The following is a 12,608-nucleotide window of genomic DNA, read 5'->3' on the forward strand; positions in this document are numbered from 1 at the left end:
TCTGGGAGAGAGCTAGAGAGAGGGTGAATAATATATCCCCTTATCTCCCTCTCCTAAATCCTCTCCGCAAAGGAGAGGACTTTAATGTGTTAAGCCCCTAACAAACTTTGACCACAGACACGAACCACGTTGCCGTTGATACCTGTCGATGCAGTTGAAGCAAAGTAAGCAATGGTTTCTGCAACATCTACAGGTAAACCACCTTGACTCATTGAGTTCATACGGCGGCCTGCTTCACGAATAGCAAATGGAATTGCAGCAGTCATTTGCGTTTCAATAAAGCCAGGAGCAACTGCGTTAATCGTAATACCGTTGTTTAGAACTGGTGCTGTAAACTTCACGACACCTACCACACCTGCTTTTGACGCTGCATAGTTAGTCTGACCTAAGTTACCCGCAATACCTGAAATTGAAGATACGCAAACAATTCGACCATTGGCATTCAAACCTTCATTTTCTAACAAGTAATCATTAACACGCTCAATTGCAGACAAGTTAATGTTAATTACCAAATCCCAAAGCTCTGGTTTCATATTCGCCAAAGTTTTGTCACGGGTAATGCCGGCATTATGCACAATAATATCCAAACCACCCTGCGCAGCAGCAGCTGATTTAATTTGCTCACCTGCATCTGCAGCAGTAATGTCAATTGCTAAAGTTGAACCACCAATTTCAGCAGCAACACGGTCTAGGTCAGCTTGCTGTTGTGGAACGTCCAGGCAAATCACATGTGCACCATCACGAGCCAATACATGGGCAATCGCTTCACCAATACCACGACTTGCACCCGTTACCACAGCAGTTTTACCTGCCAATGGTTTTGCCCAGTCTACATCAACTGTTGCAGCACTCGACACACGAATCACCTGACCTGACACATAAGCAGAACGTGGTGAAATTGCAAAACGTAACGTAGATTCTAAGTTTGCTGCAGCACCTTGATCGACATAAATTAAGTTAGCCGCAATGCCTTTTTTAAATTCTTTGCCTACCGATTTTACAAAACCTTCCAAAGCGCGTTGTGCAATGGCTTTTTTCACACTGCCTGCAGTTTCTGGTGTAGTACCAATCACCACCACGCGACCAGAAGCCTGAATTTGACGTGCGATTGGGTTAAAGAACTCATAAAGCGCTTTTAATTGTTCAGAGTTTTCAATACCTGAAGCATCAAACACCACCACTTTAAATTTAGATTCTTTATCGCCTGGATTAAATGCACCTAAATTTAAGCCCACTTTTGCCGCAGCTTGTTGCAATTCTGCATTGTTACCTGCATAACTGTTGGCATGTACATTAGCTAAAACTTGTGCAATTGATGCAGACAAATCACTTGCTGGGGCTGCACCTAAAAGTACTGCACCTTTTACCACTGGTGTTGCAGACTCAAAACGATCTAAAAAAGTTGGGGATGGTAAACCCAAATTTTTAATGACAAATTTACCAATAGGAGATTTTGCAAATGTTTGGTATTGATCAGTCATGATTATTATCTCTCATAAATTCATTTTTTGATGGATTACACGATATCTTTTAACATCAATATGATGCCAAATGCCCACATTTCAATAGCGTTACCCGTTTGTGCTAAATCATACTTGAGTTAATTATCAGATGTCTTGACCTGAATGCATTCTGCAATGTCATTGTAGTCAATTCAGCTGTCATACTATTGTGCTAATGTACGCATCAAGTAGACCCTTAACATGCTTGGAAAAGCCTTATGAGCAAAACAACTCAAGAAAATCCAGCAGTGGAAAATTCTGCAACGGATTCTGTGTCAAATACATCAACTGCTAAACGTACAAGCAAAAGTAGCAACACTGCAACCCGTTCCAACACGAGTACGACAAAAACTACACGTACCCGCACGACTAGCCGTGCTAAAACAACTGCTTCAACGCAAACAAAAGCACCATCTAATACCAATACCTCTGTTCAACAGGATAAAATTATGAGCCAAAACACTGTTCGCCGCGTTGCTATTATCGGTGGTAACCGTATTCCATTCGCACGTTCTAATGGCGCTTACTTTACTGCATCTAATACAGATATGTTTACAGCAGCATTAAATGGTCTTGTTGAACGATTCAACTTACAAGGTCAGCGTTTGGGTGAAGTTGTTGCAGGTGCAGTGCTCAAACACAGCCGTGACTTTAACATGACTCGTGAGTGCGTACTCAATACTGCCCTTGCTCCTGAAACACCTGCTTACGATATACAACAAGCATGTGGTACTGGCTTGCAGGCTGCTTTTTTAGTTGCGAATAAAATTGCACTGGGTCAAATCGAGGTTGGTGTTGCAGGCGGTGTAGATACGACTTCTGACGCGCCAATCGCATTTGGCGATGGTTTGCGTAAAGCATTGCTTGAATTGAACATTGCAAAAACAGGTAAAGACCGCTTAAAAGCATTAACCAAAATCAACATTAAAGATTTAATGGATGCGCCACGTAACGGTGAACCACGCACAGGTTTATCAATGGGCGACCACCAAGCCATTACTACGTTGGAATGGGGCATCTCTCGTGAAGCGCAGGATGAGTTAGCAGCTTCATCTCACCAAAAAATGGCAGCTGCCTATGACGAAGGTTTCTTTGATGATCTCATCACGCCATTTTTAGGTTTAGAACGTGACAATAACTTACGTGCAGATTCTACTGTAGAAAAACTAGCGAAGTTAAAACCTGCTTTTGGTAAAGGCGACGCGCGCACTATGACGGCGGGTAACTCGACTCCACTAACCGATGGTGCATCTTGCGTATTACTTGCCTCTGAAGAATGGGCAAAAGCCAATGGTCATGAAGTCTTGGCATATTTGACTTTCCAAGAAACTGCCGCAGTTGATTTTGTAGGTAAAAAAGAAGGTTTGTTGATGGCGCCTGCATACGCTGTCCCACGTATGCTTGAACGTGCTGGTTTAACATTACAAGACTTCGACTATTACGAAATTCACGAAGCATTTGCTTCACAAGTCTTGTCGACCTTAAAAGCATGGGAAGATCCGAACTTCTGTAAAGAGCGTTTAGGTTTAGATGCACCTTTAGGATCAATTGATCGTAGCAAGCTGAACGTCAAAGGTTCATCTTTGGCAGCAGGTCACCCATTTGCAGCAACAGGTGGTCGTATTATTGCAACTGCAGCCAAACTTCTGAATCAAAAAGGTTCTGGTCGTGTATTGGTTTCAATTTGTGCCGCAGGCGGTCAAGGTGTAACAGCAATTATTGAAAAATAATTCTGTCTTAACCTGATTTAGATTCAAATAAAAGCCACTTTGCAAGTGGCTTTTTCTATTGTGTGGCACCTACTGCAACGACACAAGTAGTCGCTTCTAGTTTATGTGCGGTATTGAGGTGCATAACCTAATTTAGCCTCAATATGGTCATAGCAATATTGGAAAATAAAGGTATAGACCAAAATCCTGAGCGTCATCACCAAATCAACTAAAATCGCCTGCCTGATCGACATTTGTAAGGCATAGGCCACCATTGGAATGGTCGCGAGCATCAGTCCGCCTTCAAAACCTACGGCATGTAATACCCGTATTTTCAAGGTTCTATTGAGTTTGTGTTTGGCTTCAAACTTTTCAAAATAATGATTAAACAGCATATTCCAAAGCACCGAAGTCACTGCCATTGCAATACCTAAACCACCAGTAACTTGCATGGGCATTTCAAATACAAAACTAAGTGCCAAAGCAATAATAATTAATAAAACTACTTCATAGCTCAGCGCATGTAGCAATCTTCTTTTGGAAATTAACATGATCCCACTCAATGACGTTAAATACTGAGGAGTATTTTATGTTCATAGTTTTGAACGTTCGAGTTAGAATCTATCAATAATATTGAAAGATGAATCAAGTACTAATAATGAATATCAACCAAGATCAGCTGATTATTTTTATAACTGTCATGGAAATGGGCTCTTTTTCCGCAGCTGCACGTAAATTAAATAAAGTACCGTCTGCAGTCAGTATGTCGATAGCCAATTTAGAAATTGATTTAGACTTAAATCTGTTTGAGCGAGTTGGGCGTGAACCTATTCCCACTCCACAAGCCCAGATCTTGTATGAAAAAAGCAAACAACTGCTTATCGAAATGAAACAATGGAAGCAGCATGCTTTTGCCCTCAGCTCAGGACTCGAATCACATTTAAATATTGTGGTGGTGTCTGAATTACTACACACACGCTGGACAGATTATATTGTGCTGTTAGAACAGCAATTTCCAGAATTACAGATCAATATTTTCTCTGCCCCGCAAGAAGATGCACTACAGCTGCTCATGACCCAAGCAGCCGATTTAGCATTTATGTTTGAACGTGAACAATTACAAAGCAGTGAACAATTTGTGGAATTAAAACGTGAAATTTTAGTGCCTGTCGCTGCCCGACATTCACCGCTGGCTGAATCTGATCAAGTCAGTTTTGAACAGATTTTACAAAATCGGCAAATTGTAGTGGCGAGCCGTGATCGGCAGATTAAACCTGAGTTGTTATTTTCTAAGCACTATTGGCGTACCGATAATCATCATTCTGCCTGCAGTATGATTAAGCAGGGTTTAGGCTGGGGTGTCTTGCCCTTGGAAATGCTGAATGAACACCCTGAACTACAACACGAATTAAAAATTTTACAGCTGCTAGATTTCACCCCAAAATTTGAATATTTTGTCGATTTGGTCTGGAGCCGAGAACATCAATTGGGCGCTGCTGCTCATTTTTTGATTAATCACGTCCGAAATCTGAGAAAAACTGGTAAATAATCCACAAACCCTCTTACTTGGTACTTGGGTTAAAAGCTGTTTGTGATATAACTGAATGTATAAGCAATAACCTAAGAACTAGATCTCGAATGACACAGACAGCCTTAAATCAACTCAAAAACTTAACCACCATTGTTGCAGATAGTAGTGACTTGGCTGCGATTGAAAAGTTTCGTCCTTTGGATGCGACCACCAACCCATCACTCATTACGGCGGCTGCAAATCAACCTGAAAATAAAGCGTTGATTGAAGCTGCATTTGAGCAAGCCAAAGCTGAAGGTTATACAAATGATCTATTGGTTGAGCGCAGCATTGATATTTTAACGGTCAAATTTGGTGTAGAAATTTTAAAGCTGATTGAAGGTCGTGTTTCGACTGAGGTGGATGCTTCTTTGTCTTATGACACTGATGCGACCATTGCCAAAGCCAAAGAACTTTTAGCACTGTACCAAGCTTATGGTGTTCATTCAGACCGCATTTTGATTAAGATTGCATCGACATGGGAAGGCATTCAAGCGGCGAAAGTGTTGGAAGCCGAAGGCATTCACACCAATTTAACCTTATTGTTTGGTTTACATCAGGCACATGCTTGTGCAGATGCCAAAGTGACGTTGATTTCACCATTTGTGGGTCGTATTTTAGATTGGTATAAAAAAGCTGAAAATGTCATGTACTACCCTATTGAAAAAGATCCGGGTGTACTTTCAGTAAAGAAGATTTATCAATTCTATAAACAGCACCAAGTACAAACTGAAATTATGGGCGCGAGTTTCCGCAGTATTGATCAGGTTTTGGCGTTAGCAGGTTGTGATTTGCTGACTGTTGCACCAAATTTATTGGCAGAACTCGAAACTGATGAACGAGAAGTCACTGCAGCGTTATCAAGCAATGCCATTCAAGTTCAGGATAAACCATTGGCAGCAATTGAAAAGGAACAATTCAAAGCGCAACTAGAAGCAGATTTGATGGCATTCCAATTGTTACAAGGTGGTATTGATGGCTTTATTAAAGCACGTGAGCAACTTGCTACCCTATTACGCCAATCTTTCGGCTTAGATGCGCAGATAAAAGTCTAAACATTTGCCTAGCTTTGTAAAAGTCCAAAATTTGTACTAAGCCACAAAACCGATGTTGTTATACTGCAACATCGGTTTTTATTGGGGTGAATTTGCGTGTTTGGTATTAGTGACCTCAGCACTTTTATAATTGGTACCACCTTAATTGTGCTCTTACCTGGCCCAAACTCACTCTATGTCATGTCAGTGGCTTCACGCTTTGGGATACGCACAGGCTATGCAGCTGCTTTCGGTGTATTTACGGGTGATCTGATTTTAATTGTGTGCACCATTTTAGGGGCAGCCTCATTACTGCATGCTTTTCCATGGCTATTCACCTTATTAAAAGTAGTTGGTGCGCTCTACTTAGGCTATTTAGGTATTAAACTACTGATTGCAGCCTATAAAACATGGTTTCCACAAAACAGAACTTCGCACGCCAATCTTTCTACAACAGCAACGAGCAATACAACTGAACGGGTTCATCCCTACCGAACTGCTTTAATGATTAGCGTTATTAACCCAAAAGCAATTTTGTTTTATTTGTCTTTTTTTGTGCAATTCGTCAATCCTGATTACCTCTATCCAATGCTGAGCTTTGCTATTTTAGCCATCGTCTTACAAATCATTAGCATGGGTTATTTGTCTGTGTTGATTTTTTCAGGAGTCAAATTAGCCAGTTATTTCAATCAGCGTTATAAAATTGCAGCCATTTGCGTTGCAAGCATTGGTATTTTGTTCTGCGGTTTTGGCTTTAGACTGGCAAGCTCAACGCTATAAAAAAGTATAAAAACACTTTTGACTATTTGTTCAAATGTGTATGATCTGTTCATCAATTATAGAAAATACGTCTAAGAAAGCATGCAAAAACTTTTAAATGACTTCTCTGTGCCCGCAGTATTTGCAGGCTTTATTACCTTCTTGGTCGGTATTAGTGTTTCTGCAGTTTTAGTGATTCAGGCTGCACAAATTTTAGGTGCAAATGCTGAACAAATCAGCTCTTGGTTTTGGGCGCTGGGTTTAGGTATTGGTCTAAGCGGGCTGATTTTATCTTGGAAATTTAAATATCCTGTGGCGACCTCATGGTCTACCGCAGGTTTGGCACTGATTATCGCCACGGGCAGCGGTTATAGCTTACACGAAGCAATTGGCGCGTTTTTATTTTGTGGTGTACTCACAGCAGTGCTTGGCTTTTTGGGTGTTTTTGAAAAGGTGTTGACTTATATTCCACAAAGTTTAACCAGCGCCATGTTGGCAGGCGTGCTACTTAAATTTGGGATTGCCCTATTTACCAGTCTGCAAGAAGCATGGGCATTTATTTTGTCTTTATTGGCAGCCTATGTATTGGCAAAACGATTTAGCCCACGTTATAGCATTGTTTTAACTGTATTGATTGGGGTCGCATTATGCCCAATCTTCTTACAATTTCAAATGCCGAGTGTGCAATGGAGTATTGCACAACCTGTTTGGATGCAACCTGATTTGAGTTGGTCTGCCATTTTAGGTTTAGCACTGCCTTTGTTTGTCATTAATATGGCATCGCAATATTTACCCGGTCTTGCCATGATCAAAAGCTATGGCTTTAACCCGAATGTACGTCACCTAATTGGCTGGACAGGCACAGCACAAGCTATTTTCGCGCCATTTGGTTGTTTTAGTGTCAATATCGCATCTATCAGTGCTGCTATTAGTTTAGATGATCAATCACATCCCGATGCCAGTAAACGCTATATTGCGGGAATTAGCTGCGGTTTATTTTATATTTTGATGGGGATATTTGCAGCAACACTCACCAGTTTGCTGATGTCATTCCCTGCTGTTTTTATTACAGCTTTGGCAGGAATTGCACTGCTCGGTACAATTGGACACAACATCGCCCTCGCCTTTCAGCACGTTGCAGAACGTGAAGCCGCTTTATTGACCTTTTTATTTAGTGCTTCTGGGGTGCAGTTTTTAGGTATTGGCTCTGCATTTTGGGGACTGATTTTTGGTTGTGTGGTTTTGGCTGTTTTCAAGTTTAAACAAAGCTAAAGCTAAATAACTTAAGTAGTTAAAAACGCTTTTCCAGAAGCATCGTATTGATTTATTGTATACACGATAAATTACTCAGCTGCCATGCTCCGGATAAATTCCACTGTTTTAGCAAAAGTTTGCTGGCTTTCTTTTTGGTGCATAAAAAATTGATATTCGTGAATCAACCATGCTTTTGTATCTGGATAAAATGCTGTCGTCACAGGAATCTGCTGTTGCTGTAAAGCATGCAGCATCGGAATAGATTGAGTTTCTGTTAAAAAGTCTTTGTTACCACCACTGATAAATACCGCAGGATAGTTTGCCGTTAAATGCTGAATAGGCGAAATATTTTTCAGAAATTCACTGTCCTGTTTCCGATCTCCCGTGTAAGCCTGCACCAAATTATAAATACCCCACTCTACGATATTCATTTCATCTGGTGCGGTTTCTACAAACGCTTTTAGATCATAAATCCCGCAGTGCAAAATCAGTCCTTTTAGTTGTTTGCGATGAATAGTCGGCTGTAAATTAGACTGCTGTGCAAACGTTGGATTACTCAGTAATGCAGCATAATGGCTAGCTAAATTCGCCCCTGCTGAATCGCCTGCTAAATATAATTGTTGCGGATTAAGCTGATACTTTTCTGCATGTTGCGTGATGTAATTTAAAGCCTGATCAATTTGTTGCAACTGAGTAGGATAAGTTGCATGCGGGGCAAATTGATATTGTACTGCAATCACATTAAAGCCCTGTGAAGCCAACAATTTAAAATAGCCACGCGCATGTGCTTTTGAACCTGCAATCCAGCCACCACCATGAATCCAAACAATTGTCGGGCGTGCGGCTAAATCTTGCAATTGACTGTCTTGATACAAGTCAAAACTCAAATTGGGCTGCGTTGCATACACAATATCATGCTGCACTTGTATGTTTTTAGGTGCATACCGATCCATGATTTTTTGCTGCAAGCCTGTGGTGAGATTAAATGCACTCGCAATGATTCGACTGTTCTGCTGCGTGGTTTGGCAAGCACTTAACAACATAAAACACAGCAACATCCAAAATAATTTCAAACCACAATTCCTTCAAGATTCATACGCCCAATTCAAACCCAAGTTATTCAAAACATTTGGGTCTGTTTATTTATGAAATATAGCAACTTATTTTATCGTATAGCTTTGCCGTTGAGTTGAGCAATTTTATCATCTTCAGCCTATCATTTTTTCAGCAAATTGGGCGGGTAATTAAATGAATTATCAATCTTTTTTTAGATTTTAAATTGAACCTGTATAGACTATATGCTATCAATAAAGTGTAAGGCGCATAATCATAATTTCTGGAGTTACCCGCATGTCGTACCAAAATATTCTAGTCCCTGTAGATGGTTCACAAATTTCTTTTTCAGCGGTCAAACATGCAGCTGAAATTGCCAAAGTATTTAACAGCAAACTCACCCTAATTAGCCTTGTTGCGGAAGACCCATTTACCGATTCAGACTTTTACTATAATTATTCATCTGCCATTATGAAAGAATACTTTGTGCAAGCGACAGCTAATGCACAAAAGGCATTAAAAGAAGCAGATGAAATTGCGCAAGCGGTAGGTGTAAATGCAGAAACTCACGTGGTTGAGGGTTTAGTATCTGCTGAAGGTGTAATCAAAACTGCGAAAGAATTAAATGCCGATGTGATTGTGATGGGTTCACATGGTCGTAAAGGTTTCCAAAAATTATTGTTGGGTAGCTTTGCCACAGACGTATTACGCCATACAGAATTACCTGTGCTTGTAGTTAAAGCTTAATCACAAATTTAAACCGTAATTTTATCATAAATTTTAAATAAGGATTTGCCATGACAACTTATAAACACTTACTTGTTCCAGTAGATGAGTCGCCTATGTCTTATGCTGCAGCCGAACAAGCACTTTCATTGGCAAAAGATCTAAATTGCCCTGTCACCATTATGAGTGTAATTGCAGTTGATCCTTTTGTAGGTGTGGACTTCTACAAAGTTGCCCCTGCAATTACCGATTATTTCATGCAGGCTGAACAAAATGCACAAAATCGTTTGGCTGAAATTCAGCAATCTTTTAGCCGTGAAGGTATTTCGGTAGATACCAAAATTATCCGTGGTGTTGCAGCTTCAGAAGGGATTGTACAAATTGCCAATGAAATTGGTGCTGACCTGATTATTATGGGTTCGCATGGTCGTACTGGAGTGAAAAAGATGATGCTCGGTAGCGTTGCCCAAAACGTACTGACTCAGTCCCCTGTTCCTGTTTTGGTTGTTAAGGTTTAATTCAGTACTAACTGTGTTTTGCCCCCGTAAAAGACAAAATTAAAAAAATCCCGTTCGCCAGTGAACGGGATTTTTCTGGATAAACTTTTAAATTTTACTAAACTGCATATTCATACAGTTGGCTGAATTGAATATTCATTTCAGAGTAAAACTTAATTGACACGATGTGGTAAACGGAACATTTCATGCGTATCAGTATAAAAACTGCGACCATCTAAATTCAGTTCAATTTCCTGACCACATTCCAACAACACATGTTTTCCGACTTCGACCCATTTAAAACCATCACGGGTATTTTGCTTTTTCTTTGATGCCACCAAAGACACCATAATTTCACGACCATTCACTGCTTTCGCAAGCATTGTTTGCATTTTTTTCAATATTTACACCAATTCATTTATAACTTACAAATTAAGCTCAATTTAAATTTTGAGCATAGTTTTTTAATACAACAACATTCATCACACTTAATTTGCAGTGCATAGAAAATAAATGCAGTAAAGCATGATGATGAATAACTACGAGAGAATAGAGATATTTTTATTGTACAGGTTACATTGTAACATAGATTTAAAGTCTTTGCAGCATCAGCTACAAATTTGTAAAGATAAACTTAATAAACAAAAATTTCTTAATCTAACCTTAATCATTTTCGTCAGATAATCTCCCCAAACACAATGGATGGTGTTTGATCGCACAAGCCCTCTTCGGTGGGTTTTCTTATTAGGCTAAATAAATCACGAGAGCAACTACTATCTGTCTGACGTTTATCTTCTGATTTTTTTATCTACAAAAATTCAAAAATAAAAAGAGTATGGTTTTTTAACCGTACTCTTTGTGAGCGACCACGCTATCTATTAGCGCATGGTCACAAATTCTTCTGCAGCAGTTGGATGAATTGCAACAGTATTATCAAAGTCTTGCTTAGTCGCGCCCATTTTGACTGCGACTGCGAAACCTTGCAAAATTTCATCCATGCCATAGCCAATACCATGCACGCCCACGACTTTCTGTTCATCACCAACGCAGACCAATTTCATTTTAGACACTTGACGATGCTGAGTTACAGCCGTGTACATTGAGGTAAAAGAAGATTGATAGACTTTGACCTGATCTTGCCCAAACTGTTCAATGGCTTGCGCTTCACTTAAACCCACCGTACCAATAGGCGGATGACTAAAGACCACCGTGGCAACGTTTTGATAATCTAAATATTCATTTGGTTTGTGATTGAATAAGCGTTCCGACAATTTGCGTCCTGCGGCAACAGCAACTGGTGTCAGCTCAATTTTTCCAATAATATCGCCCACCGCATAAATACCCGTTTGGCTGGTATTTTGGAATTGATCTACAACAATATATCCCTTTTCATCAATCTGTACATTCGCAGCAGCCAAGTTCAATGCTTGTGTATTTGGTTTACGTCCAACCGCCCAAATTAAGCAATCGATCTCGTGCTGTGAACCATCTTCAAGGTGTAATAACAAAGACTGATCTGCTTGGCGCGTAACTTTCTTTGGAATGGCTTGAGTATGCACTTGGATATGTTCATCTCGCATACATTCAAGTAATGTTTCACCTAAAAATTGATCTAAACTACGCAGCGGGAATTGCTTACGAATAAACAATCCGACTTGTGAGCCTAACGCATTTAAAACTCCAGCCAGCTCTACAGCAATATAACCAGAACCAACAATTGCCGTGCGTTTTGGTAATTGTTGCAATTCAAAAAAACCGTTTGAATCAATACCTAGTTCCGCCCCTTCAATGTCTGGAAGTGTTGGCTCGGTGCCTGTCGCTATTAAAATGTGATCTGCAGTATATTGCTGCTGATTTACTTCAACTGTTTTTTGATCTACAAAATGAGCAAAGCCCTGAATCACATCAACTTTGTTTTTAGCTAAACCAGATTGATACGATGAGTGGATACGCTGAATATAAGCTTGACGATTTTGAATTAAGGTATTCCAATCATGTAGTTTTAATTCAGTGTTAAAACCATAATCTGGACCATATTTTTGAATGGCATCAGCGATTTGTGCTGAATACCACATCACTTTTTTAGGCACACACCCCACATTGACACAGGTCCCACCTAAATTTGCAGCTTCAATTAATGCACATTTTTTTCCATATTGCACCGCTCGATTGACCGATGCAATACCACCACTTCCCGCTCCAATTACCAAATAGTCATAATGTTTAACCATTTCATGCCTCAAATTTTCGTGATTTTTGATAAACATCTGCATAAATTAAGCGCAGAAAAAAAGTGATTTTCATCAAAACTAACACATAAAACTGCATTTCCCAAGTCAGCCGAGCTGACTAACTCCACAAAATCGAGACACTGTCATTCAACTCATTTCACTGGTTATAAAAATGACTATACTCTTAAATTTTATGCTTGTAAGCGTTAAAACAAAACTTTAATTTTTTAATCTTTGGGTCAATGTAAAGCTGCTTTTTTACGTTCTGATCTG

At 39.8% G+C, this 12,608-nt stretch carries 12 protein-coding genes; 7 read left to right on the plus strand and 5 right to left on the minus strand.

What is annotated here, in order from left to right; all coding sequences use genetic code 11:
* Positions 1-89: 89 nt before the first annotated feature.
* Positions 90-1,481 (minus strand): 3-oxoacyl-ACP reductase, encoded by a 1,392-nt coding sequence (locus K1T76_RS07615; protein WP_230245071.1) that lies wholly within the window; start codon positions 1,479-1,481, stop codon positions 90-92.
* Between the two features lie 239 nt (positions 1,482-1,720).
* Between K1T76_RS07615 and K1T76_RS07620 the strand changes: the two genes are divergently transcribed.
* Entirely contained in the window at positions 1,721-3,232 is a 1,512-nt protein-coding gene (locus K1T76_RS07620; protein WP_104852102.1) for an acetyl-CoA C-acetyltransferase, read from the plus strand.
* A 101-nt stretch (positions 3,233-3,333) separates the two neighbouring features.
* Here K1T76_RS07620 and aceI read toward each other — a convergent pair whose 3' ends face one another.
* Positions 3,334-3,762 (minus strand): chlorhexidine efflux PACE transporter AceI, encoded by a 429-nt coding sequence (gene aceI / locus K1T76_RS07625; RefSeq protein ID WP_230245072.1) that lies wholly within the window; start codon positions 3,760-3,762, stop codon positions 3,334-3,336.
* A 107-nt stretch (positions 3,763-3,869) separates the two neighbouring features.
* Here aceI and K1T76_RS07630 point away from each other — a divergent pair, with 107 nt between their 5' ends.
* The 4 genes from K1T76_RS07630 (at position 3,870) to K1T76_RS07645 (ending at position 7,846) form a co-directional block, all read left to right on the plus strand.
* Positions 3,870-4,760, plus strand: a complete 891-nt coding sequence (locus K1T76_RS07630; protein WP_230245073.1) for a LysR family transcriptional regulator — start codon at positions 3,870-3,872, stop codon at positions 4,758-4,760.
* Positions 4,761-4,849: 89 nt separating this feature from the next.
* Positions 4,850-5,836 carry a transaldolase gene (gene tal, locus K1T76_RS07635; RefSeq protein ID WP_019837232.1) on the plus strand — a complete coding sequence of 329 codons (987 nt, stop codon included), beginning with the start codon at positions 4,850-4,852 and terminating at the stop codon, positions 5,834-5,836.
* Positions 5,837-5,932: 96 nt separating this feature from the next.
* A complete protein-coding gene (gene leuE, locus K1T76_RS07640) occupies positions 5,933-6,595 on the plus strand; it encodes a leucine efflux protein LeuE (RefSeq protein ID WP_019837231.1) in 663 nt (220 codons plus the stop codon).
* An 81-nt stretch (positions 6,596-6,676) separates the two neighbouring features.
* Positions 6,677-7,846, plus strand: a complete 1,170-nt coding sequence (locus K1T76_RS07645; RefSeq protein ID WP_019837230.1) for a benzoate/H(+) symporter BenE family transporter — start codon at positions 6,677-6,679, stop codon at positions 7,844-7,846.
* A gap of 71 nt (positions 7,847-7,917) precedes the next feature.
* Here K1T76_RS07645 and K1T76_RS07650 read toward each other — a convergent pair whose 3' ends face one another.
* Entirely contained in the window at positions 7,918-8,871 is a 954-nt protein-coding gene (locus K1T76_RS07650) for an alpha/beta hydrolase (protein WP_019837229.1), read from the minus strand.
* Between the two features lie 307 nt (positions 8,872-9,178).
* Here K1T76_RS07650 and K1T76_RS07655 point away from each other — a divergent pair, with 307 nt between their 5' ends.
* The gene (locus K1T76_RS07655; RefSeq protein ID WP_019837228.1) at positions 9,179-9,628 is read left to right on the plus strand and encodes a universal stress protein; all 450 of its coding nucleotides are present in this window, start codon (positions 9,179-9,181) and stop codon (positions 9,626-9,628) included.
* A 50-nt stretch (positions 9,629-9,678) separates the two neighbouring features.
* Positions 9,679-10,125 (plus strand): universal stress protein, encoded by a 447-nt coding sequence (locus K1T76_RS07660; RefSeq protein WP_019837227.1) that lies wholly within the window; start codon positions 9,679-9,681, stop codon positions 10,123-10,125.
* A 152-nt stretch (positions 10,126-10,277) separates the two neighbouring features.
* On the opposite strand, the gene K1T76_RS07665 is transcribed toward K1T76_RS07660, so the two are convergent.
* Together K1T76_RS07665 and gorA are read right to left on the minus strand one after the other, a co-directional pair.
* A complete protein-coding gene (locus K1T76_RS07665) occupies positions 10,278-10,496 on the minus strand; it encodes a hypothetical protein (RefSeq protein ID WP_004973244.1) in 219 nt (72 codons plus the stop codon).
* Positions 10,497-10,982: 486 nt separating this feature from the next.
* Positions 10,983-12,335 (minus strand): glutathione-disulfide reductase, encoded by a 1,353-nt coding sequence (gene gorA, locus K1T76_RS07670; protein WP_019837225.1) that lies wholly within the window; start codon positions 12,333-12,335, stop codon positions 10,983-10,985.
* Between the last annotated feature and the right edge of the window lie 273 nt (positions 12,336-12,608).

Origin of the sequence: Acinetobacter sp. PW68 (assembly GCF_020982655.1) — a bacterium.
GTDB classification, from domain to species: domain Bacteria; phylum Pseudomonadota; class Gammaproteobacteria; order Pseudomonadales; family Moraxellaceae; genus Acinetobacter; species Acinetobacter towneri_A.

Bases quoted from the DNA above. Each gene is read 5' to 3' on its own strand.
- gorA (WP_019837225.1), bottom strand. From the start codon at position 12,335: ATGGTTAAACATTATGACTATTTGGTAATTGGAGCGGGAAGTGGTGGT.
- tal (WP_019837232.1), top strand. From the start codon at position 4,850: ATGACACAGACAGCCTTAAATCAACTCAAAAACTTAACCACCATTGTT.
- aceI (WP_230245072.1), bottom strand. From the start codon at position 3,762: ATGTTAATTTCCAAAAGAAGATTGCTACATGCGCTGAGCTATGAAGTA.
- K1T76_RS07645 (WP_019837230.1), top strand. From the start codon at position 6,677: ATGCAAAAACTTTTAAATGACTTCTCTGTGCCCGCAGTATTTGCAGGC.
- K1T76_RS07660 (WP_019837227.1), top strand. From the start codon at position 9,679: ATGACAACTTATAAACACTTACTTGTTCCAGTAGATGAGTCGCCTATG.
- K1T76_RS07665 (WP_004973244.1), bottom strand. From the start codon at position 10,496: ATGCAAACAATGCTTGCGAAAGCAGTGAATGGTCGTGAAATTATGGTG.
- K1T76_RS07655 (WP_019837228.1), top strand. From the start codon at position 9,179: ATGTCGTACCAAAATATTCTAGTCCCTGTAGATGGTTCACAAATTTCT.
- K1T76_RS07620 (WP_104852102.1), top strand. From the start codon at position 1,721: ATGAGCAAAACAACTCAAGAAAATCCAGCAGTGGAAAATTCTGCAACG.
- K1T76_RS07650 (WP_019837229.1), bottom strand. From the start codon at position 8,871: ATGTTGTTAAGTGCTTGCCAAACCACGCAGCAGAACAGTCGAATCATT.
- K1T76_RS07615 (WP_230245071.1), bottom strand. From the start codon at position 1,481: ATGACTGATCAATACCAAACATTTGCAAAATCTCCTATTGGTAAATTT.
- K1T76_RS07630 (WP_230245073.1), top strand. From the start codon at position 3,870: ATGAATATCAACCAAGATCAGCTGATTATTTTTATAACTGTCATGGAA.